Consider the following 23,451-nt stretch of genomic DNA (forward strand, 5'->3'; position numbering starts at 1 on the left):
CCTTGCCGTCGCCAAAACACGCTCATATTAAAAGTGCGAGATTGATTGGGCGAACGATCAGAAATAGCCTGTAATTCTAAAGCTATTTTTGTCGCAAGTAGAGTAATTTAGCTAATTTAAACCCATCATACCCATGCTGAAGTGGGGAAATTCACCCCGACGTCTAGGCATCTCCACCAAATAAGTCACGAGTAAAGACTTTATCTAATACATCATCAAGGTTATCAGTGACGCGATTGGCAATGATCACATCGGCTTCATGTTTAAAACGTGCCAAGTCATTCACGATACGCGAATTAAAAAAGCTACTTTCTTCCATTACTGGCTCATAAACAATCACCTCAATGCCTTTTGCTTTAATTCGCTTCATTACTCCTTGAATAGCTGACGCACGAAAATTATCGGAGCCAGATTTCATGACCAGACGATAGATTCCAACCACCTTCGGCTGGCGCTTTATTACCTCATTTGCAATGAAGTCTTTGCGTGTGACATTGGCATCCACAATGGCTCGAATCAGGTTATTCGGCACTTGGTCGTAGTTAGCCAGCAGTTGCTTAGTGTCCTTAGGTAAACAGTAGCCGCCATACCCAAAGGATGGATTATTGTAATGACTGCCGATACGAGGGTCTAAACACACACCTTCAATAATCTGACGCGTATCCAAGCCGTACATAGAAGCATAAGAATCCAATTCATTAAAATACGCTACGCGCATAGCCAGATACGTATTCGCAAAAAGCTTAATCGCTTCCGCTTCCGTCGAGCCTGTCAGAAGAATATCGATGTCTTGTTTCTCTGCACCTTGAGCCAGTAAATTTGCAAAGAATTCAGCACGCTCAGAGCGCTCCCCCACGATAATACGTGATGGGTGTAAGTTATCGTACAATGCTTTTCCCTCACGCAAAAACTCGGGGGAAAAGACTAAATTTGGCGTATTGAATCTCTCTCGAGCTTCGCGCGTAAAGCCTACCGGCGTTGTCGACTTAATCACCATAGTGGCATTAGGGTTAAAACGGACAACGTCTTTAATCACTGACTCGACGTGCTCAGTGTTAAAATAGTTTGTTTCCGGATCATAGTCTGTTGGCGTTGCAATGATAACGAACTCAGCGCCTTCATAGGCCTCTGAAGGATCTAACGTTGCTCTAAAGTTTAACGTTTCATTCGCTAAATATTGCTCCACCTCATTATCTTGAATGGGTGAAATACCTTGATTTAATAATTCAACTTTTTCACGAATAACATCTAGTGCAACCACTTCATTATGCTTCGCCAACAATAAAGCATTTGAGATACCTACGTACCCCGTCCCCACTACTGCAATTTTCATTTACTGTCCTCAACCAGTGAACTCTTTTGCGTAGTGTGCGGGAGAAAGATAACAACTCTGTGACGGTCTAAGCGTTTAAGGCATTTAGTTGCTTGACCATGCGCTTAGCCCATTGGCTCCACGAACCAACATAAACATGCTTAGCTTCCAGTCCTGCATAGTTCATGGCTAAGACATTGTGGCAAGCGGTGACTCCTGAGCCGCAATAGTAAACAATCGGTTGCTCAACATGTTCAAGCAGTTGAGTCCATTCCTCCAGTAACAAGCTCGGAGCTTTCATTTCGCCTTTTTCATTAAGATTACGGCTAAACGGGCGGTTCATGGCACCTGGTATATGGCCCGCTACTGGGTCCATCGTTTCATTTTCGCCTTGAAAACGATCCTCGGCACGAGCATCCAATAATTGAAAACGATCTGCCTCGAAATTAGCGGCAACACCGTCCTCTGATATCAACCATGGGTAGCTAACCTCTATACGCTGATCACTTTTAGTAGCTTCATTAACCCCAGCCTCGATCATAAAGCCAGCCGCTTGCCATGCAGGCAAACCACCATCAAGGACGCGCACTTCAATACCCTGTTGCACCAACATCCACCAAGCTCGAGAGGCGATCGCTCCCCCCATATCATCGTAGACAATGACTTGAGTGCTTGGCCCAATTCCCAGCTGAGACAACGTAGCACTAAACATCTCAGGACTTGGTAATGGGTGTCGTCCGCTTAATGCTGTTTCTGGCCCTGCAAGTTGGTGATGCAAGTCGACAAACAGCGCACTGGGAATATGCCCGACTTCATACAACTCACGCCCCTTATCATGATCGGTCAGGTAAAAGCGGCTATCCAGAATGACTAAATCAGGCTGATCTATCATGGCCTGTAATTGTGCGGCTGAAATTATCGTTGGCAGAGCCATAAAACACCTCTTAAATCGGCTTTTTAAAAGATCTAAAAACAATAGCCTACTGCGATTAGCGTACGTTTGCTATGATGCTCGCGCATGGACTTTAGAAAATATGACAATGAAACGAATTGACCAACTACTCACCGAAAAAAAGCTTTGTAAATCACGTTCTCAGGCACAAACTTTTATCAGTCAAGGAAAGGTCTTGATGCACGATAAAGGTCAATGGCAAACCGTTGCCAAGCCCAGTTTGAAAGTTACTGAAAACATCGATATAAAGCTGGAGCTCGACGAAGAAGACCGCTACGTGTCACGTGGCGCGCTCAAGCTTGCAGGTGCGCTGTCTAGCTCAAAATTAAGCTTGGATGGGTTCACTGTATTGGATGTAGGGCAATCTACAGGCGGCTTTACAGACTGTGCCCTGCAGCACGGCGCCATCAAAGTAGTCGGCGTTGAAGTCGGTCATGACCAATTAGATGTTCGCCTTCGCAATCGAACAGATGTGATTTGTTTAGAGGGTCTAAATGCCCGAAATCTAACGCAAACAGATTTAGGAGAGCATTTTCCTGAATCGGGCTTTGACGCCGCCGTCATGGACGTGTCGTTCATTTCGCAGACGAAAATTTTGCCACAACTGCCTGCACTGATTCGCTCAGGGGGCTATTTAATCACACTGGTCAAACCGCAGTTTGAATTAGGTAAAGACGCCATAGGCAAAGGTGGCATTGTTAAAGACCAGCATTTGGTACAGCAGCTTGAAAAAGACATAAAAAACCTAATCGAGCAACTTGGTTTTGACGTCCTCAGCTATGAGAAAAGTGTCATTAAAGGCGGTGATGGCAATCAAGAGTTTGTGCTATTCGCTCAACGCCATTAATAAATTATTGGTTACTTGAAAAAAACGGTGCAGACGTTACTTCAGGTTCACGAAGTGCGTCTTTTTGCTCCAGCTTATTAAGGTAACGGCGAGCCATAACGAAGCCGACACAACCAAAAATAACAGAGCTCATCGCCTGACCCAGAATAATGCCCTCAGCCCCCATCAACCAGCCAAATACCATGATCAAAGGCCAAGTTCCGAGGATGGCTCGACCAAAATTCAATAACGTGCTACTAAGTGGTCTACCTAAGTTATTAAACACTGCAATCGCGATAAAAAGCAGACTTTGGAAGAAAAAACTGAATGATCCATAGGTTGCAAAAAAACGAATAACACTAGCCGTTTCACCCGTAGCATGAAAAATATTAATCAGAAAATCTTGTGATATATAAAGTATAGAACACAATACAAGGCAGTAGATAAAGGCATAAACCACGGCACTACTCACGGCATTATGCATCCGCTGAAAATAACCAGCACCGTAGTTTTGCGCCAAAATAGGTCCAACTGCACCTGATAGCGCAAATAAGCCGCCAAATACCACAGGGACAATACGACCAACAATCGCAATTCCTGCCACTGCATGATCTCCGAACTGAGCAGCGTAGCCCATGACAATGGCGTTTGCTAACGGTGATGACATGTTTGTCAGCATCGCTGGCACGGCAATTTTGGCAATGGGTTTTAAGTCTTTAACACTCTCAACTAAATCAAATTGACCCAGCATTTTATGCACGGTCACGACGCCATAGTAGCTCACTGCCACCATAGAGAAGCGTGCCAATAAAGAAGCGATCGCGGCGCCATCAACACCTAGACCAAAAACAAAAATCAGAATGGGATCCAACACAGCGTTTACAACACTGCATATCAACGTAGCGTACATCGCTCGCCGGGCATCACCCAGCGCTCGCATAATACCTGAAGCGATCATGCCAACCATAACAGCAGGCATACCTAATAACAGTATCTGAAGGTAGCTGGTGGCTAAATCTAGGGTACGAAAATCAGCACCGAGAAATACCAATAAATCGGGAATTATTGGCCAAAGGAACCATACGACCATACTGGAAAAAATAATGCCCATTCCGAGAACATTAGTGGCGCGACGCTTCGCTAGTTCATAGTCACCCTCACCAATCGCCTTAGCAACCAGTGCAGTCGCTGCAATCGATACCGCAATACTAATAGAGACAGTAAAGAACATGATGGTGCTGGCAAAGCCAACTGCCGCGACAGCTTCACGTTCGTCAAGCATCGACAGAAACAGCATGTCGACTAAGTCCACCATAAACATCGCCATCAAACCTAGCGCGCCCGTAAACGACATGATGGAGACATGTTTAAAGGTAGAGCCTTGAGTCAGTGTTGCCTGTTTCGGCATGAATACCCTCGAACAAATAAGCGCGGTGCGCAGACAGAAAAAGGCCGAACGAGGTTTCGTTCGGCCTTACCATTGTCGCACCTTTTACAAGGTGATAGAACGTTGGAATGTGGAGTTTTTAGTGAATACCACGGTCTGACTTAGCAAAGACAATTTTTTCAACGTCAGCAAAGCGCTCCGCAAAATGCACCGTCATATTATCTTTTACCGAATCGGGTAACTCTTCGAAATCACGACGGTTGGCTTCAGGTAGAATCACTTCGGTGATTTTACTGCGTTTCGCCGCGATAAGTTTCTCGCGAATGCCTCCAACAGGAAGGACTTGGCCAGTAAGCGTTAACTCACCTGTCATGGCAAGCGGTCTCTGGATCGGCTCTCCTTTCGCAAGCGACATCAATGCAGTTGCCATGGTAATCCCCGCACTAGGTCCATCTTTAGGTGTTGCCCCTTCCGGTACATGTAAATGCACCATGCATTTATCAAAGAATTCTGCATTCTTTTGATAGCTCTTGGTGTGGGACAATACATAAGAGTAAGCAATTTCAGCCGACTCTTTCATCACATCACCAAGCTTACCCGTCAGTTTTAGGCCTCGGCTTAAGTCATGCACTTTATTGGCTTCGACAGGCAGCGTCGCGCCTCCCATAGACGTCCATGCCAATCCCGTTACCACTCCAACACCGCGTAGCGTTTTCTCATTACGGAAATACGGCATTCCGAGGAATGTTTCTACATCTTTAACACCCACACTGATGCTGTCTTTCTCACCTGTCATCAGCTGCACCACCGCCTTACGCAGAATCTTTTGCAATAGCTTGTCTAACCCACGTACGCCCGCTTCACGTGCATAAGATTCAATGATGTATTTCAACGCCGCATCGGTGATGTTGAGTTGTTTCTTAAGAAGCTTATTACGCTTCAAAAGCTTCGGCCACAGATGCTGTTTGGCGATCGCCAGTTTCTCTTCGCCAATGTAGCCAGACAAACGAATCACGTCCATTCGGTCTAACAGGGGCGCTGGAATGGTATCCAGCTGGTTTGCCGTACACACAAACAATGTTTTTGACAAATCCACGCGCATATCAAGATAGTGATCTAGAAACTCGACATTTTGCTCAGGATCAAGTGCCTCCAGCAATGCTGACGCAGGGTCACCGTGGAAAGACGAACCGATTTTGTCTATTTCATCCAGCATGATGACAGGGTTTTCGACTTGAACGTCTTTCAGAGCTTGAACAAACTTACCGGGTAATGCACCGATATACGTACGACGATGGCCTTTGATTTCAGACTCATCGCGCATGCCACCCAAACTAAAACGGTAGAATTCACGATTGAGTGACTCTGCAATGGATTTACCAATCGAGGTTTTACCAACGCCCGGCGGGCCTACGAGCAACATAATTGAACCGCCCATTTCTTGGCGATGAGCGCCTAAGGCTAAAAACTCAATAATGCGGTCTTTTACATCGCCTAATCCAGCATGATGCTCTTCAAGCACCTCACGCGCTTTGTTTATGTCTAAGTTATCTTCTGAATGTACGCCCCAAGGAATAGACGTTGCCCAATCAAGGTAATTTCGAGTGACACCGTACTCTGGAGAGCCCGACTCCAAAATGCTCAACTTATGCAGTTCTTCATCGATTTTCTTCTTCGCCGCATCCGGAATCGTTTTATCAGCCAAGCGCTCCTCAAACATCTCCACATCAGACGTCCGATCATCCTTGGAAATACCAAGTTCTTTCTGAATCACTTTAAGCTGTTCTTTTAAGAAAAACTCACGTTGATGCTTGCTGATTTTGTCGTTTACTTCCGCACTGATTTCATTCTGCAGACGCGCGATTTCGAGTTCTTTTCGAAGCAATGTTAGCGAGGTATTTAAACGCGGTAAGATCGGCAACGTTGCCAATACATCGTACAACTCTTGCGGTTCAGCGGAGGTAATCGACGCGGCGAAATCAGCCAATAGCCCAGGCTCATTAAATGAGAAACGACCTAGATACTGGCGCAGGTCTTCACTGAAAAGGGGGTTTAAACGAATCAATTCTTTAATGGCGTCTAAAATCGCAATCGAATAAGCCTTAGATTGATCATCACGCACTTTGGAATCACTGATGTAACGCACTCTAGCGCGATAAGGTGCTTCAGTACTAAGCCACTCTACCACCTCAATACGTTTTAAGCCTTGCGCTAAGAAAGTAATTTTATCGTCTTTTTTTTCTGCATGATGCGTTTTAGCAACACAGCCTATCTCGGAAAAGGTTTCCACTTTAGGCGCGCCTTCAGCTTGACGCTCTGCATAAATTAAGCCAACGACGGCTTGTGGTTGATCTGCGATGTATTCAAGGGTTTCTTCCCAAGGCTCAGCGTCGACCATGACAGGTTGTACTTGAGCCGGAAAAAAAGGGCGGCTCGATACCGGTAAGATATATAAAATTTCAGGAAGGACATCATCTGGTAACGCGAGTGCACGAGGGTCGCTGATGGACACTTCATCGTTTTCAACAAGATTACTTTCTGATGGGTCAAAATACTTTTCGTCGTCACTCATAAGTTTCTATCTCTATAGGAATTAACTCTTTCGAATCATTCTAGGAACAATAAAACTTATGTAGTGACGTTTAGAGAAATTGCAATCCAAGAATGTCAGCTACGCAATTCATCCTTGATCTTGGCAAACGTTTTTGAACTAGCCTCGTAATGCTAAAAATGCACCCGCACCTGCCATCAGGCCACCAGCACCACGGTTCATACGTTTTACTGCACGAGCTGATTTCATCAAACGACGCGCTTGCGAAGCACCAAATGAAATCATCGTCAAACCAAGCATTAATGCCACAAACGCCAAACACGAAGCCAGCAAAACATCTTGGCTATCTAGCAGTGTGACATCCATAAAGGTCGGCAAAAAGGCAATGTAGAACAGCACCACCTTAGGGTTAGAGGATGAGATCAAGAAACCTTGCAACGCAGCACTCCAGCCTTGTTTACGAGAGTTTTCTTCTGTCTCCGAAGCCCCAATATCAATCGGTGCAGTCCACATTTTCCACCCTAAAAATAGCAAATAAGCCGCACCAATATAACGAATTGCAGTAAATACAACCTCCCACTGCTGCGCAATTGCCGCCAAACCAAAACAAGCCAACACTAAATAAAGAATATCACCACAAGCCATGCCTGCTGACAACGGTAATGTTTTAACAACCCCTTGAGTCAAACTCTTCGCCAAAATAGCAAATACCCCAGGGCCTGGGGTGATGCTAAAAATAAAAATAGCAACAAAAAATGTCAGTGCACTTTCGAGACTCATGTCCTTGCCTCCTCTATACCGCAACTTAACAACACCATTCGAGTGACAAACTGCTTTGCTTGTGCAAAGTCTTCCTCCTCAAGCGTTTCTTTTTGCAATAAAATTTTTACCTGCGCATCGAAGTCTGCATACGTTTGCGTCATGGCCCAAATATTAATAAACAGATGCTCAACAGAGACAGGCTTCATCAAGCCTTGCTCAACCCATGTGTTGATTGTTGTCTTTTCATTCTGTAACTCTTGAACAAAGTAACGACGTAAGTAATCAAGCACGAACGGTTCTTCGCCAATCAAGGCCATAGCAAATACTTTCGACGCATTAGCGTTAAAACGGGACTGATCTAATTTTTCACTGATATATCGTGTCAAATTATGACATGGTCCTAATTCAACATTAAACTGGCTTACCGAATCCAACCAAAGCTGCAAAATACGCTCTAGTACCGCTTCTAATAAATCTTTTTTAGAACGGTAATAATAGTGAATGTTCGCTTTCGGCAAACCTGCTTCATCAGCAATCATTTGCGTAGTCGTCTTTGCCAGCCCTTGTCGAGCAAAAATACGTTCAGCAGTACAAAGTATTAACTCTTGATTTTGCGCTCGAATATGGCTCTTTAACTGATTTTTTGGGCGTTTGGGGGTATCAGACATGATCGCCTCAGTAGATTTTAAAAACGTATAGGAAGTAGACGAATTATAAGGGAAAGATCACGAGCAAACATTAAAAAAGGGGAGCAAAGCTCCCCGTTCCCCTCACAACAGTCGGGTGTTAGGCGACACCCTTTGTGCTGTTGTACCACGTTGGCTCAGTTTGCAGAGTAAGACTCAACAAGCTGGTGTTGCTGCGCAGAACACAACAAAACTTGAATATTTGGTCAGAATACACAAAACCAATTAACCCTGCAATATAAAACTAACCGATCGTTCAGTTATTCTGGCTAGCAAGGATCACTTTATTTCGCCCTTTACGTTTAGCCTGATACAGCGCTTGGTCAGCTCGTTTCAAAACCTCGTTGGGCAATTCGCCCGTATTCGCAAATGCCAACCCCATACTGACTGAAACAGACACTTCTTTGTGCTTAGTTTCAGTAGAAACATCCAGACGCTGCTGATGAATTTCTTCTCGAATTTGCTCTAGCACAACTTCAGCATGCTCAGTGCCGCGTCCTTTAAAAAGCAATGTAAACTCTTCACCGCCATAACGAAATATTGAGGCCGAGCCAGAATATCTCTGCATCACTGTGGCTACCTGCTTCAACACATCGTCGCCTTTATCATGGCCATAGGAATCATTAAATTTTTTAAAATGATCAACATCCAGCATGGCTAATGCATAATGCCTTGGTAATGCTAGCATTGCCTCATTCAGCGCACGACGACTTGGCAGTTGCGTCAATTCATCACGATAAGCCATTCGATGGCTCTCCGACACGACAAACCATACCCATACTAAAATTTGTGCACTACGAACGGCAGCATCTTGATGTGCTGTGAACGACATACATTCAATCAGTAACAATGACGCCAAGCTGACTAAAACCGCTGTAGAAAACCCATCTGCATGGCGCCACCAAAAGATAAGACCGGTAACCACTGTTAATCCAATTATCAACCAGCAAAGTAAAGAAGACAGCGTAATGTTTACAATCGGGACTAAGACCGCGAGGAAATTAAAATTAATAATGCCTCTTTCGTAGCTCATACTCCAAGCTACCAACATCCCCAGAAACAAAATACGATTGAAACCATAGCGGTTAAAAAAACCACGTTCACGAAGTAACAATAAAAGCCCTAACCCTATGGCTGCAATCGTCGTAAAGCTATTCGGTAAATCATGATTCGAGACATAAGGATAAAATGTCGGCAATAAAAGCAATCCGCCAGCCAGTAATACTTTACCTCGGTTAAAGTGCCATGCCATAAATACCATAACAACGGAAAGTACATAAGGAAGCCATGGCAACAAATCCAATGCTAAAGATGGGAGTTGCGTTGTGTAAACACTGGCAAAAAGCCCCGCCAACAAAATTAAAAGAGGAATTAACAGTGAACCTGTTCTTTGCGGCATTATTAAACCTATCGAACCTATCGATCAAACCAAATCAATATCTTGCCCCGAAAATGGAACATTTTCATTAATAATTAAACAAAACGATCAAAGAGAGAATTTTATGGGTTTATTAATTGATGGCAAATGGCATGACCAATGGTACGACACTGAGGCAACGCAAGGTAAGTTTGTGCGCTCACAATCACAGTTTCGCAACTGGATTGTCGCTCCAGAAGTGTTTGACGCAAATGACGACACCCACTTCCCAGCGGAATCAGGACGTTACCATTTGTATGTGTCACTTGCGTGTCCATGGGCACACCGTACTCTGATTTTCCGTCATCTGAAACAGCTCGAGAATCACATTAGTGTCAGCTGTGTCCATCCGCATATGCTAGAAAATGGCTGGGAGCTGAAAAATGAATCACGCTTCCAAGACTCGCTAGTACCTGCAGGCGATCCTTTGCACGACTTCCAATATGCTTATCAGCTATACACTCACGCTAACAGTGAATATTCAGGTCGCGTCACTGTCCCAATTTTATGGGACAAGAAAAATCACACAATTGTCTCCAATGAGTCAGCTGACATCATTCGTATGTTCAACTCAGCCTTTAACCATCTCACTGGAGATGAACAAGACTTTTACCCTAAAGCACTTCGAAATGACATTGATCAACTGAATGCTCGTGTCTACGATACGGTCAATAACGGTGTCTATAAGTCTGGCTTTGCCACAACTCAAACGGCTTACGAAGAAGCTGTTTACCCATTATTTGAATCATTAGAGTTTTTAGAGAGCCGATTAAAAAACAGTCATTACCTTACGGGGGATACTGCCACTGAAGCAGATTGGCGTCTTTTCACTACCTTAATTCGTTTTGATCCCGTTTATCACGGACACTTCAAATGTAATTTTAAGCGTATCATCGACTTCCCTAATCTTAATGACTACCTTGAGCGTTTGTATAAAACTCAAGATGTGTCAAAAACGGTTAATTTTGAACATATAAAACAACATTACTACTACAGTCACGACACAATTAACCCAACACGAGTTGTGCCTGCAGGCCCGATGCTACTGTTTCGATCTGAGCTTTAAGGACAAATTTAGAGAAACCTGAGTACTTTTTGACAATATTCAAACTCCTGACTATCAAATTATTTGTTTTTTTCAGATAATGCTTTGCTCATATATTGAACGCTAAAAACGAGTATCAGAACTTACTGCTGCTCGTTTTGTATATTAACGCTCTAGAAATGATGGTTGGATATGGAACGTAAGTTACTTTGGGTTATCTCGACTCTCGTGATCTTAATTCTGTGGTTCAAAATTGAACCGCAAGAAACTCAGCAGTCTGGCTCAAAAGCTCAGATCACAGAAAAAGTCCAAACGAAAAAAGAAAAGGAAGAAGTTAAACCAAATAAAAGTGCTCGCGATGCTACTGTTACGAAGGAAGAGGAAGCGTATTTCCAAAGCCATCCAATTGATAGTAGCAAACCAAATTTTGCTGCAATGAGCGATATTCAAGAACGTAAAGCAGCATTCTTCGACTACCTGTTACCATTCGTTGAAGAAAAGAATACATTACTACTGGAAGACCGAGCGCGTATTCAAGCCATTCTTGCGAACGAAGAACCACCAACCCGTGAAGATAAAACTTGGCTCGCGGCTTTACGCAAGATCCATAAACTGAGCAAAGTCGGTGTTTATACACATCAAGACATTACGACTATGCTTCGCTATGTCGATGTCATTCCTGCTTCATTGGTGCTTGCACAAGCGGCTAATGAATCAGCATGGGGTACTTCCCGTTTTGCTGTTCAAGGTAACAATTATTTTGGCCAATGGTGCTTTACTCGCGGCTGTGGTTTAGTGCCTAACGCTCGTGGTGAAGACAAAGATCATGAAGTACGCAAATTCAGCGATGCACGAGAGTCCGTTTTTGCTTATATTGACAACTTGAACAGTAATTCTGCTTACAAAGAGCTACGCAGTATCCGCGCTCAACTTCGCGAGAACGGCAGCACTATTACCGGTCTCGCATTGGTTCATGGATTAGAGAAATACTCTCAACGTGGGCAAGATTACATCGATGAAATTGAAAGCCTAATTGACTATAACGAGTTATGGCGGTTTAACGTTCACACAGACTCTGCGACCTATAACAACGAGTAAATAAATCAAGAAAAGAGTGATTTACACTCTTTTTCTGCTTTGAACACAGTGTTTTACAAGAAATTTCATCTGCGCTAGGGTGGCGGTCAAACGCCCCCATCCTTTACAATAGCACTCGTTAATATCCAAAATTATAAATCGAGGACATTCCTTTGGCCCGTTTACCTGTTATTGTTGGCTTTGGCGGAATCAATTCGGCTGGACGTACATCTTTTCATCAAGCGTATCGCCGAATTATTTTTGATCTACTCCCCCAAACCATTCAGCAGGAGGTTCTTTTAGACCTCGCCACCATCACCAACATTGCTGAATATCAAAATGGGGCTTGGCTAACGCATGATGGTGAAGCACTTGATGCTGAAACTCTAATCGATACATTTGGTGAAGAGATTCTAGCACGCACTCTGATTCGTCGAATCCACCCTAGTTTATTTGATGTAGACAACGTAATCATCCATAAAAACTCTGCACTCTCGTCCGTTGTTGAAGGTGAGAAACTAAGCTTTAGTGTCAAAACACGCTCTCTACCAGACAATATCCCGGCTAACTGGCAAGTTAAAGAGCTCTCTAACACACACAGTGAAATCACGGTTGACGGCATCTTAGAGACCTTTATTAAGGACTCTAAGTCCTTATCCGTTAAAGCAGCTGGGCAATTACCCACAGGGTTTGACCCATCTAAGCTTTACCAAAGCCGAAATCACCCACGTGGTTTGCAGATGACCGTCTACGGTGCTTCCGATGCTATTTTGAGCAGCGGCTTGGACTGGGATAAAGTACGCAACTTAGTGGCTCCAGACCAGATCGCCGTGTACGCTGCCAATTCAATCGGCCAAATGGACGATTTAGGTTTTGGCGGGATGCTGAAATCTGCGCTTATGGGTAAGCGTACAACGTCTAAGCATTTGCCCTTAGGTTACGCGCAAATGCCGGCAGACTTTGTTAATGCTTACATTTTAGGCTCGGTTGGCAATGTCGGCACCTCAATCGGCGCCTGCGCAACGTATTTTTTCAACTTAGAGCGTGCCATTGAGCAAATCAAAGCTGGGAAAGTACGTATTGCTATGGTGGGTGGCAGTGATGCGCCAATCACTCCGGAAATCATCGAAGGTTTCCGTACTATGGGTGCTTTAGCAGAAGACACTGCCTTACTTGCTTTGGATCAACTAGAAAATCAGAAAGAACCTGATCATACACGTAGTTGTCGTCCATTTTCTCAAAACTGTGGCTTTACCATTGGCGAATCTAGCCAATGGACTCTGTTAATGGATGACGAGCTCGCTCTAGAAATTGGCGCAACAATACACGGTGCAATCCCAGCAGTATACGCCTATGCTGACGGCTATAAAAAATCCATTTCTGCACCGGGTGTCGGTAATTACCTCACCATGAGCAAAGCAATGGCTTACCTGAAAAACCTCATTGGCTCAGAAGGTCTTACTGACCGGACATTTATTCAGGCTCATGGTACCAGCACACCTCAAAACCGTGTTACTGAATCACATGTTCTTAGCAAAGCTGCTACTAGTTTTGGGGCAACAGAGATACCTGTGACAGCAATGAAAGCCTATCTAGGTCATTCACAAGGTACAGCTGGTGGCGACCAACTGCACCTTTCTTTAGGTGTTTGGCAACATGGTATTTTACCCGGTATCGTGACATCTAATGCCGTCGCTGACGATGTTTATACTGGCGGTTTAAAATTCCAATTGAAACATGAAGAATATGGGAAAGAGCACTTTGATGCTGCACTATTGAACTCTAAGGGGTTCGGCGGAAATAACGCCACAGCAGTCTTACTTGCACCCCACAAAGTGATGGAAATGCTGTCGAAGCGCTACTCTAGCGAGCAAATCGCCGCTTACCTAGAGAAAAATGCCGATGTCAAAGAGGCGGCCAATGTTTATAATGACGCCATGATCCGTGGTGAGGTTGAGCCTATATATCGCTTTGGCTTCAATGTCTTAGGTGGTGAAGAACTGGATATCACAGACACTCAAATCAATCTACCTGGCTATCATATGCCTGTGGACCTGACTATTGCCAATGAGTTTGATGATCTGGTGTAACGTAAAATCACTGCAATCTCCCTTACTCAGGGGATTGCAGTTTCTCGACTAGAAAATCAATCAGTAAGCGGACCTTTTTAGGTAATAACTTACGTTGTGCGAAGATTGCATAAAATTGGCCTGAGTAAGTCTCATAGTTTTGTAGCAGAGGCACAAGCTGCCCGCTTTTAATGTATTTTTCTACTAAGAAACCTGGTTGAATTATAATACCTGTTCCGGCCACTGCTAAGCGTGTAAGTGCCCCGCCATTGTTAGCCATAATAGAGCCATTGATCGGCAGGTCATACTCTTCATCATTACTCTTAAAATACCAGCGCCCTGGATTTGGTGCATTAGTGTACTGCAGACAATTATGGACTTTTAAATCTACTGGGTGCTCAGGCGTACCATTCAGTTTGAGATACTCTGGTGATGCACACACGTAACCACGCAATGCACATAAAGGACGTGCGATAAATTGATCACCACCCAAATCCCCTCCCCGCACTGCCAAATCAACCCCTGACTCTGTTAGATCAACTCGCTTATCACTAAAATCTATTTCGAGCGTTATCTCAGGATACAAAGCAGAAAAGTCACTGAGGATCGGCACCACATGCGTTAAACCAAAATCCATTGGAACACTCATTCGAAGGTGTCCTTTAGGTTTATGTGATAAATCCCCCAACTCCCCTTCCGCCTCTTCGATGGCTTCGAGTATGGCGACACAATGCTGATAATAAAGCTTACCCGCGTGGGTAACACTGATATTTCGAGTATTGCGGTGCAATAGCTTTGAGCCCAAATCTTCTTCAAGAGCATTAATATAACGAGTGACCATAGGGCGTGAAATATCGAGTGACTCACTTGCCAATTTAAAGCTTTCTGCCTCATACACTCGACAGTAGACTTTCATCGCTTGCAGCTTATCCAATTAACTTCCTCTTACTGCGAAAAGTTCCGACCTTATTATTCTGTTTTATGAAACAGTGAATTGTTTTTACGGGTAATTATGTATTCTTAGAACACGATTATACTAGTAGCCAACATTAATAACAGAGTCTTTTTTGGAGGCATCAATGAAAGCTTTACTAATAACGTCAGCAGCCGTACTAGTTTCTACTAGTGCATTTTCAGCTGATTACCAAGTCGATCCTGCACACTCTTTCGTCACCTTTGAAGTAGGGCATTTAGGCGTGAGCACCACAGTGGGTCGCTTTAATGAGTTCGAGGGCACATTCTCATTAGCGGATAACGGGGAATCAGGCAACTCAGAGTTCACCATTCAAGCAAACAGTGTTGATACCAACCATGAAGCTCGTGACAAGCACCTTCGCAGCCCTGATTTCTTGGATGTAAAACAGTTCCCAACCATCACTTTTAAAAGCACATCATTTGATGGTGAAGAACTTAAAGGTAATCTAACTCTTCACGGTGTCACAAAGCCGGTAACTTTTGAAGTTGAGAAAATTGGTGAAGGCGATGATCCTTGGGGTGGGTACCGCGCAGGCTTTGAAGCAAGCACTACCCTAAAACGCAGTGATTTTGGCGTATCGTACTTCATCCCTGGTGTAACGGACGAGACAGAATTAGACATCTTTATCGAAGGTATTCGCCAGTAATTAGGAGTTATTATGTACGAGGAGGCAGGTAACTCAAACCTACTTATGCTACTCAACACCGCGGTTTATCCATTTCTGGCTGCTGCGGCTATTACTGTACTTGGCAAATTCAGCAGACGCATTAGCCTTCTAGGCTTAGCTGCTGGCTTTCTCGTTGCATTAAGCCTGATTCATTCAGGCTTAAACCTCCCTCCGAGCAAAGCACTGGACTTCCTGACAATCAGTGTATTATTAGGCTTATTGATTAGCTACTTTCGCCAAGCGAAGATCGGCTTCAAGGCCCGAAACAGCATCACTTTTGTTGCCTTGTTTGTCAGTTTTTACTGTTTGCTAAACCCAGTATTAAAGCATCAAGGTCAGCCATTAAGCTTCGCTTGGGCCGCTATCAGCGCGCTGCTTGTGCTGTTTGTATTCGGACTGCAAAAGCACACGTCTGACACAAAACATTCTCACGCCGCCATGACGTCTCTTGCTATCATTGCAGGTACAACGGCGCCAGTTGTTTCGATTGGTGGTAGCCTATTGATTGGTCAGCTATTAGGGGGCTTTGCGGCGAGTGTAGTGGGCTTTGTACTGATTCAGAAGTTTATCGTTAAGCAGTCTAGCTTACCGGGATTACTGATTGGCTCATTCATTTTGTCCGGCTTATTAGCTCAAGCTCATATATTAGCTGACTTGCCACTGTGGACGATGCTGATTGCCTATTTTGCTTTATTAACCAACATAGCCAGCAACTTACTAATAAAAGAAGACGGCTCAGCATGGTCGACTGTTATCTCTATTATTCCGCAAACTGTGATCAGCGTCGCTATTGCTGGTCTGTCACTTTGGTCAATTTGGCCTGAAAGTAGCCTATATTAGGCTACTTTTATGATCTGTCACTCTACTAACCCTTGAAAATTGAACGATTGGATCGCCAAAAAGGCAGTATAAAAGCAGCGATTAAGCAGCTAATTAAACCAAACGACAGTAGATACCCCACACTCATATCAGAAAAACTTACAAATAATCCGACAAAGAAGATATTAGGTAGTACAACAAACAACCAACTACTGATTGTTAAGACTAACCTTTCAAAGCTAGAACGTAGATTCGTTTTTGCCAACAACCAAGCACTAAAGTAAGTATACACAAACAACGCAATACAAAAACCAAACATAGTTTCTGCTGACATGCCCTCCAAGCTACTACCTTCTACTGCATGTTTAATGTCTGCCGGTGCAGCTGAATACCATATTGCGCCAGCCAACAACTGTATAACATACACTAAAAAAATCGCCTTGAAGTTCACTTTAAACACACCCCGATCTTTCTTAACCTACTCCATCAAGCTGATGGAAAACGGTGAAGCTCTTTGATTAAAGCTCTTAGCACTGGGCGCCAAGAACGCTGTTTTATGCCATAGTGACCAAAAATCTTACGACACGACAATGACTGCCGTTTAATGTCCGTCGCCATTTCTAGAGCACTCGCTGTATCCCCCATGTTTTCAAGTACTGCTTGGGCCTTGTCATCAAACTGACTGGCTGTGGTCAAAACCGCTTCCACTAATCCCATCCAGCTGATCTCTTCAGAACAACAATAGTGATACACCCCTGTATTCAGAGCTCCGTAATGACGCTGCTTAACAATTGAAAGCAATACTCGCGCCACATCTGACACAGGTGTTGGACAGCCAATTGCCGTATCATGGAACTCAATAGAGGCGCCGGAGCGTACTAAATTAATCGTATTTGCAATAAAATCATCTTGAGCTCCGCTAAACAGCCATCCAGTCCGCAGAACGATGTGACGCTCTGATGCCAACACTTTCTGCTCTGCACTAATTAACCTTTTTGCGAAGCGACTGCGAGCATCTGGTTCATCTGTTTCTAAGTAAGAAGACTCTTTCTCTCCCAAAAATACCTGAACACCACTCAACATATAAAATAGCGGACAAGTTTCATTACTTAGCAATGCATCCAGCTGTCCTAAATACACGTCATAATCATTCTGTGATGCACTTCGAAGTGAGTGTGCATCAATGATGGCATCACAAAAGTTATCATCCAATACACTAGAAGAAGACAATCGATTGATCACTTCATGACAAGGTATTTCCAGCCAATCAAAGTCAAAATCATTATCGTAATAATTTCGAATCGCTCGGCCTAGCTCTGTATCACTACCAAGCAATACCACACGCATAGGCGCATTAATATTTTCAGGAGTTGTCAATTTGTTATACCTTATTCCAATTTGGCAAAACTCTTTGTAGGTTTGCACTGGTGAAGCGAGCAATATCCGCTACACTTTGCTGACGCAATTCAGCAACGACTCGTACGATATCAACCACTCGTAACGGTGTATTCACTTGCCCTTGATAACCACTTACGGGCATATCTGGAGAATCAGTCTCCAATACAAAATCTTCATCCGCTAAAGCCTGCAGGACTTTTCGAGCTTTTTGAGCCCTTGGATAAGTCACTGTGCCACCAATCCCAAGCACAAAGCCCAATTCTATAAATCTTTTGGCTTGCTCTAAGCTACCATTAAAAGCATGCACAATACCTCCTTGGCTAAAACGAGTCTGACGTAGCACTTTTAATAGATCGTCCTCGCTCTTTCGTGCGTGCAAAATAACAGGAAGATGGTGACTTTGGGCCATATTCAGCTGAGCTAACAATACCTCATACTGCAAATCATAGTCTGGCATTCTAGGCCACTTATCTAAACCAATCTCGCCAACAGCCACTACTTTATGGCTCGATAAGGCGGTTTCAAGCTGTTTTAAGTGCTCATGCTCAAATTTATCTAAAAAATAAGGGTGTAAGCCCAACGCCACGCTTATTTCAGAGTGTTGTTTTGCTAAATCCACGATACCAGCCCATGATCTAGCGGTGGTACTTGGCACTATAAAATGCTCGACCCCCGCTGATCGACTGTCTGCCAGTAGTGCAGACAAATCCTTAAAAACAGCAAAATCGAGATGGCAATGTGTATCAATTAACATGCACAGAGATTACATCAACACATCACAAGTCTCTAGCAGGAACAGCGGTAGGATTGTAAAAAAGCCGCGCAGATAGCGCGGCTTTTTCGTAAAGCTAAAGTAAGATGAGATTTTACAATTTTGGACCTGCGTTTATGATCTCTTCTGATACCGTCTCAAACTTCTTAAAGTTTTCAACGAACTGAGAGATAAGGCCTTTTGCATGCTCATCATAAGACGCTTTGTCTTCCCAAGTGTCGCGAGGGTTCAACAATACAGAATCTACACCTTCAACATGTGTTGGAATATCAACATTCAACTGATCTAGATGCTTTGTTTCCACATCGACTAAAGCACCTGACTGGATCGCAGCAATCACTGCACGCGTTGTAGGAATACTGAATCGCTTACCGCCTTTACCGTGAGCGCCACCAGTCCAACCTGTATTTACTAGGTATACTTTACTGCCGAATTGCTCAATACGTTTCATCAAAAGGTCTGCATAAACATCTGCTGAACGAGGGAAGAATGGCGCACCAAAGCACGTTGAAAACGTTGACTTGATACCACTACCTGCGCCCATTTCCGTTGAGCCTACTAACGCTGTGTAACCACTTAGGAAGTGGTACGCTGCCGCTTGCTTGCTTAGTACAGATACTGGAGGTAACACACCTGTTAAATCACATGTTAGGAAAATTACCGCATTTGGTTCACCTGCGCGGTTATGCTCAGAGCGCTTATCGACACTTGTCAGTGGGTAACCAGCACGGCCATTTTGGGTAAGTGAAGTATCTGAGTAATCAGCCTCACGAGACTCATTCATCACAACGTTTTCTAGAATCGTTCCAAACTTGATCGCTTTCCAGATAACGGGTTCATTTTTCTCTGAAAGGTCGATCGTTTTCGCGTAACAGCCGCCTTCAATATTGAAAACCGTACCTACACCCCAACCATGCTCATCATCACCAATAAGGAAACGTGATTCATCAGCAGACAATGTCGTTTTACCCGTACCAGACAGGCCGAAAAATAGTGTCACATCGCCATCAGAGCCAACGTTCGCCGCACAGTGCATTGGCAACACATCGTGAGCAGGCAATAGGTAGTTCTGAACCGAGAACATTGCTTTCTTCATTTCTCCGGCATAGCGCATGCCAGCGATTAGAACTTTACGCTCTTTAAAGTTAAGAATGACACAACCATCAGAATTCGTACCATCGCGCTCAGGCTGGCATTCAAACGTTGGTACGTTCAAGATTTGCCATTCGCCCTTATCAGATGGGTTGTATGATTCTGGGTTAATAAACAAGTTACGACCAAACAAATGCTGCCAAGCTGTTTCTGTACGCATTTGAACTGGAATGTAGTAATCATCACCCGCCCCTACATGAACATCAGATAGGTAGGATTTCTTAGCGTTTAAATACGCCTCAACACGATCCCATAAAGGTGCAAACTTTTCTTCAGGAAATGGGCGGTTAACGGCTCCCCAGTGGATCGTTTCTTTTGTTGTATCTTCTTCTACTATAAAGCGATCCATTGGAGAACGACCGGTACGAGCACCTGTCTCGACTACCAGCGCGCCGGTATCTGCCAGAACACCTTCACCATCTACAAGCGCATTTTCAACGAGCTGTGCAGTATTCAAATTACGCAGAATCATTTGGTCGTTAGTTCTGTTGTTCATCTTGCTAAAGTCCTCTGGAACAAAACGGTTACATTATGTTTTTTAAAATTATTATTTGGGGTTAAATCTATAGTAACAAATCAATCTAAAAAAAAATATTGATATAACAAAGTGTTATTTTATTTCAGAAAACCTTTAACGAATTACGCACAAGCAATTGATTAATAACAACTTAATAGAGAAAACTGTTGATTCCGAATATTGTACATACTGTAAAAAACCTATATTTATGAAAAAAAATTACAGTAGCGTTTTTTTATTACGCTTATTGATAGCGTATAACCACAAGCCCCATATTTTTATGCTTTTTTAGAAGTAACCACTATTTCGTCATTATTACTCGAAATTGCGCTTATTCTCGGCTAAAATGCCCGCCATAATTATTAACTTCCACAATAATTCAACTTTTAACCTGCCCATCAGTCGGCTGGATAGCCCCAGTTCATGGTAGGATTCTTTCTAACCTTCCCCGTTCGAAACAAAGGTAGACCTAAAGCTATGCAAAACGTGAATCAGAGCTGCGACATCGGATTCGTTGGCCTAGGAGTAATGGGCAAAAACTTAGCCCTAAATCTGGCTGACCACGGTTATCGCGTTGCGGGTTTTGATCTCGACACAGATAAAGTGAACGACGTTTTAAACACTGAAGCAAAAGAACGTCCGAACTCCATCGATGAAGCGAGAATCATTGGTTGTGACAACATTAAGCAAATGCTCGATATGCTAGTGAGTCCACGAGTCATCGTAGTGTTGGTTCCTGCGGGTGATCCTGTTGATGCAGTTTGCCAAAGTTTAATAGATGCAGGCCTAAGCCCTGAAGACATTGTTGTTGACTGTGGCAACAGCCAGTGGACAGACACCATTCGCCGAGAAAGTGATTACAAAGACAAATTCAAATTTTTTGGTACGGCCGTATCAGGTGGCGAAGTAGGTGCTCGATTTGGTCCTTCTTTAATGCCTGGCGGCGACGCGGACTCATGGAAATACCTACAACCAATGTGGGAAGCTGTTGCAGCCAAAGTTGATGAGAACGGTAAACCAATTGAATCACGCACACCAGGACAGCCAGTGAAAGAAGGCGAACCATGTACCGCTTATCTTGGGCCAAATGGTGCTGGCCACTTCGTAAAAATGGTTCACAACGGTATCGAATATGCCGATATGCAGCTTATTTGTGAAGCTTACCATTTGCTACGCTCACTTTTAGGCTATGAGCCTGCTGAAATCGGTAAACTGTTTGAGAAATGGAACCAAGGCATCCTTAATAGCTACCTTGTCGAAATATCTGCCGACATTTTGCAACAGTATGATGAGAAAACAGGCGCCCCACTTGTCGATATGATCCTAGACAGTGCCGGTCAAAAAGGCACAGGTCGCTGGACATCGATTAGCGCAACGCAAATGGGCGTTCCCGCCGGCATTATTAGCGAATCAGTGTATGCGCGAGCGTTAAGCACACTAACTGCTGAACGTGAAAAAGCAGCGGGCTTCTTAATCGCCGATGTCGAAACGTCTGAGATTGACGCTGAAGCGGTAGAAGAAGCGATTGAAAATGCTCTGTACTGCGCAAAAATTTGTGCTTACGCACAAGGCTTCCAAATCATGCGTGCAGCACAAACAGAGTACGACTGGACACTCAACTTCACCGGTATCGCTAAGATCTGGCGTGGTGGCTGCATCATTCGCGCATCCTTCCTTCAAAAGATTGCCGATGCATTTGAAAAGAATCACGACCTTGAAAACTTATTGCTAGATGGCTATTTCGCGGATGCGATGGCAGAAAAGCAAAAAGGATTACGTGATGCTGTTGTACTGGCTGCTCAATCCGGCATTCCGACACCTTCTTTCTATTCCGCTCTGGCGTATTTTGATGGCTATCGTTCAGAAGTACTCCCCGCTAACTTATTACAAGCTCAGCGCGACTACTTTGGCGCTCACACTTATGAGCGCATTGATGCCGCCCCTGGCGAGAAGTTTCATACTCATTGGCAGCAAGAAGGTCGTCCAGAGACCAAAGTTAAGTAAGCAAACATGTAACTCTCAAACAAAAAGCCCGCTTAGTTTCTACTAAGCGGGCTTTTTTCTGCTTTAACTCAGCCTTAAAAACTTATTTCGCATACGATTAATCGCTTTTAGTGCACTGCTTTTCAACCGCAGTCAACATTCCACGCAGCATACCCACTTCTTGCTGATCAAGCTGAGATCGTTGATATAAGCGTCGGAATCGTGTCATCACTTGTCTTGGGGCTTTAGGGTCTAAAAACTCGATATCTCCCAGCACTTTCTCCAAATGCGTAAGCATATAATCTAACTGTTCTGAAGTCGCTGCTGGCACGTCCCACTTGCTTTCAACGATCGGCCCGCCTTGTAAGCTCAGAGCTTTCATACGAAGTTCATAGGCTATCACCTGAACCGCTGCACCTAAATTAAGGGAGCTAAACTCTTCTACCGAAGGGATATGAACATGGTAGTGACAACGCTGAAGCTCTTCATTCGTCAGACCGCGGTCTTCTCGGCCAAAAACAAACGCTGTTTTTAACGTATCTCCGTAGACCAACTCCGCCGCTTGACGAGGATCCACCAACGTTACTGGGATATGACGTTCGCGAGCACTGGTACCAATGACTAACTGACAGTCTGCCAACGCTTCTTCTAAAGTGGCAACAACCTTGGCATTGTCCAAAATATCAGACGCGCCCGACGCCCGACTAAAGGCTTCATCATGGGGAAACAATTTAGGTTCCACTAAGACCAATTCGCTGAGCCCCATATTTTTCATTGCGCGTGCCGCGCCACCAATATTACCGGGGTGAGAAGTGTTCACGAGAACAATTTTAATGTTTTGCTGCATATCTAAGTTATACCAATGGTCAGTGGAGCAATAAGACTTTAATGGTATCAGAGAATTCACTACAACCCAGCATTTGAACAGAATTTAACCATTATTTAACTAGATTAGTACGAGTAATTGGGCTAGAATTCGCGCCCACAGAAACGCTGCACGAACAGTATTTAGCATCGTTCACGCTCTTTAAAACTTTAACCGCAACGAACTGTCCAAAAGACAGTTGCTGCCCTATTGATTCA

Annotated in this window: 20 protein-coding genes; 7 read left to right on the forward strand and 13 right to left on the reverse strand. The window is 44.0% G+C overall.

What is annotated here, in order from left to right:
* Positions 1-163: 163 nt before the first annotated feature.
* Positions 164-1,333, reverse strand: a complete 1,170-nt coding sequence (locus AYW75_RS12210) for a nucleotide sugar dehydrogenase (protein ID WP_067099815.1) — start codon at positions 1,331-1,333, stop codon at positions 164-166.
* Positions 1,334-1,400: 67 nt separating this feature from the next.
* Positions 1,401-2,246, reverse strand: coding sequence for a sulfurtransferase (locus AYW75_RS12215; RefSeq protein WP_067099817.1), 846 nt, complete (start codon positions 2,244-2,246; stop codon positions 1,401-1,403).
* Between the two features lie 100 nt (positions 2,247-2,346).
* On the opposite strand from AYW75_RS12215, the gene AYW75_RS12220 reads away from it, so the two are divergent.
* Positions 2,347-3,111 (forward strand): TlyA family RNA methyltransferase, encoded by a 765-nt coding sequence (locus tag AYW75_RS12220; protein ID WP_331709526.1) that lies wholly within the window; start codon positions 2,347-2,349, stop codon positions 3,109-3,111.
* A 4-nt stretch (positions 3,112-3,115) separates the two neighbouring features.
* Here AYW75_RS12220 and AYW75_RS12225 read toward each other — a convergent pair whose 3' ends face one another.
* The 5 genes from AYW75_RS12225 to AYW75_RS12245 form a co-directional block, all read right to left on the reverse strand.
* Entirely contained in the window at positions 3,116-4,498 is a 1,383-nt protein-coding gene (locus AYW75_RS12225) for an MATE family efflux transporter (protein WP_067099821.1), read from the reverse strand.
* A 118-nt stretch (positions 4,499-4,616) separates the two neighbouring features.
* Positions 4,617-7,049 (reverse strand): endopeptidase La, encoded by a 2,433-nt coding sequence (lon, locus tag AYW75_RS12230; RefSeq protein WP_067099822.1) that lies wholly within the window; start codon positions 7,047-7,049, stop codon positions 4,617-4,619.
* 138 nt (positions 7,050-7,187) lie between these two features.
* Entirely contained in the window at positions 7,188-7,808 is a 621-nt protein-coding gene (locus AYW75_RS12235) for a LysE family translocator (protein ID WP_067099824.1), read from the reverse strand.
* Positions 7,805-8,458, reverse strand: coding sequence for a TetR/AcrR family transcriptional regulator (locus tag AYW75_RS12240; protein WP_067099826.1), 654 nt, complete (start codon positions 8,456-8,458; stop codon positions 7,805-7,807). The genes AYW75_RS12235 and AYW75_RS12240 overlap by 4 nt, the downstream gene beginning before the upstream one ends.
* 274 nt (positions 8,459-8,732) lie before the next feature.
* Positions 8,733-9,875 carry a GGDEF domain-containing protein gene (locus AYW75_RS12245; RefSeq protein ID WP_067099828.1) on the reverse strand — a complete coding sequence of 381 codons (1,143 nt, stop codon included), beginning with the start codon at positions 9,873-9,875 and terminating at the stop codon, positions 8,733-8,735.
* A 103-nt stretch (positions 9,876-9,978) separates the two neighbouring features.
* Here AYW75_RS12245 and AYW75_RS12250 point away from each other — a divergent pair, with 103 nt between their 5' ends.
* The 3 genes from AYW75_RS12250 to AYW75_RS12260 all read left to right on the forward strand — a co-directional run bounded on the left by AYW75_RS12250 (position 9,979) and on the right by AYW75_RS12260 (position 14,105).
* Entirely contained in the window at positions 9,979-10,959 is a 981-nt protein-coding gene (locus tag AYW75_RS12250) for a glutathione S-transferase family protein (protein WP_067099830.1), read from the forward strand.
* Positions 10,960-11,130: 171 nt separating this feature from the next.
* Positions 11,131-12,036, forward strand: coding sequence for a glucosaminidase domain-containing protein (locus AYW75_RS12255; RefSeq protein WP_067099832.1), 906 nt, complete (start codon positions 11,131-11,133; stop codon positions 12,034-12,036).
* Between the two features lie 152 nt (positions 12,037-12,188).
* Positions 12,189-14,105, forward strand: coding sequence for a beta-ketoacyl synthase (locus tag AYW75_RS12260; protein WP_067099834.1), 1,917 nt, complete (start codon positions 12,189-12,191; stop codon positions 14,103-14,105).
* A 22-nt stretch (positions 14,106-14,127) separates the two neighbouring features.
* On the opposite strand, the gene AYW75_RS12265 is transcribed toward AYW75_RS12260, so the two are convergent.
* Entirely contained in the window at positions 14,128-15,018 is an 891-nt protein-coding gene (locus AYW75_RS12265; RefSeq protein ID WP_067099835.1) for a LysR family transcriptional regulator, read from the reverse strand.
* A 145-nt stretch (positions 15,019-15,163) separates the two neighbouring features.
* On the opposite strand from AYW75_RS12265, the gene AYW75_RS12270 reads away from it, so the two are divergent.
* On the forward strand, positions 15,164-15,706 hold the full coding sequence (locus tag AYW75_RS12270) for a YceI family protein (RefSeq protein WP_067099837.1): 543 nt from the start codon (positions 15,164-15,166) through the stop codon (positions 15,704-15,706).
* Positions 15,707-15,718: 12 nt separating this feature from the next.
* Entirely contained in the window at positions 15,719-16,567 is an 849-nt protein-coding gene (locus tag AYW75_RS12275; RefSeq protein WP_067099839.1) for a hypothetical protein, read from the forward strand.
* Positions 16,568-16,592: 25 nt separating this feature from the next.
* On the opposite strand, the gene AYW75_RS12280 is transcribed toward AYW75_RS12275, so the two are convergent.
* The 4 genes from AYW75_RS12280 to AYW75_RS12295 form a co-directional block, all read right to left on the reverse strand.
* A complete protein-coding gene (locus tag AYW75_RS12280; protein WP_197478949.1) occupies positions 16,593-16,973 on the reverse strand; it encodes a hypothetical protein in 381 nt (126 codons plus the stop codon).
* A gap of 59 nt (positions 16,974-17,032) precedes the next feature.
* Positions 17,033-17,923: a sugar nucleotide-binding protein gene (locus AYW75_RS12285; protein WP_231886205.1), complete on the reverse strand. Its 891-nt coding sequence runs from the start codon at positions 17,921-17,923 to the stop codon at positions 17,033-17,035.
* 4 nt (positions 17,924-17,927) lie between these two features.
* On the reverse strand, positions 17,928-18,698 hold the full coding sequence (locus AYW75_RS12290) for a TatD family hydrolase (RefSeq protein ID WP_067099842.1): 771 nt from the start codon (positions 18,696-18,698) through the stop codon (positions 17,928-17,930).
* A gap of 112 nt (positions 18,699-18,810) precedes the next feature.
* Positions 18,811-20,364, reverse strand: coding sequence for a phosphoenolpyruvate carboxykinase (locus AYW75_RS12295; RefSeq protein ID WP_067099844.1), 1,554 nt, complete (start codon positions 20,362-20,364; stop codon positions 18,811-18,813).
* Between the two features lie 498 nt (positions 20,365-20,862).
* Here AYW75_RS12295 and gndA point away from each other — a divergent pair, with 498 nt between their 5' ends.
* Positions 20,863-22,389 (forward strand): NADP-dependent phosphogluconate dehydrogenase, encoded by a 1,527-nt coding sequence (gndA, locus tag AYW75_RS12300; protein ID WP_067099846.1) that lies wholly within the window; start codon positions 20,863-20,865, stop codon positions 22,387-22,389.
* Positions 22,390-22,486: 97 nt separating this feature from the next.
* Here the strand turns inward: gndA and AYW75_RS12305 are convergent, their stop codons facing one another.
* The gene (locus AYW75_RS12305) at positions 22,487-23,215 is read right to left on the reverse strand and encodes an RNA methyltransferase (RefSeq protein WP_067099848.1); all 729 of its coding nucleotides are present in this window, start codon (positions 23,213-23,215) and stop codon (positions 22,487-22,489) included.
* Positions 23,216-23,451 lie beyond the last annotated feature (236 nt).

The organism is Marinomonas atlantica, assembly GCF_001639725.1.
Taxonomy (GTDB): domain Bacteria; phylum Pseudomonadota; class Gammaproteobacteria; order Pseudomonadales; family Marinomonadaceae; genus Marinomonas; species Marinomonas atlantica.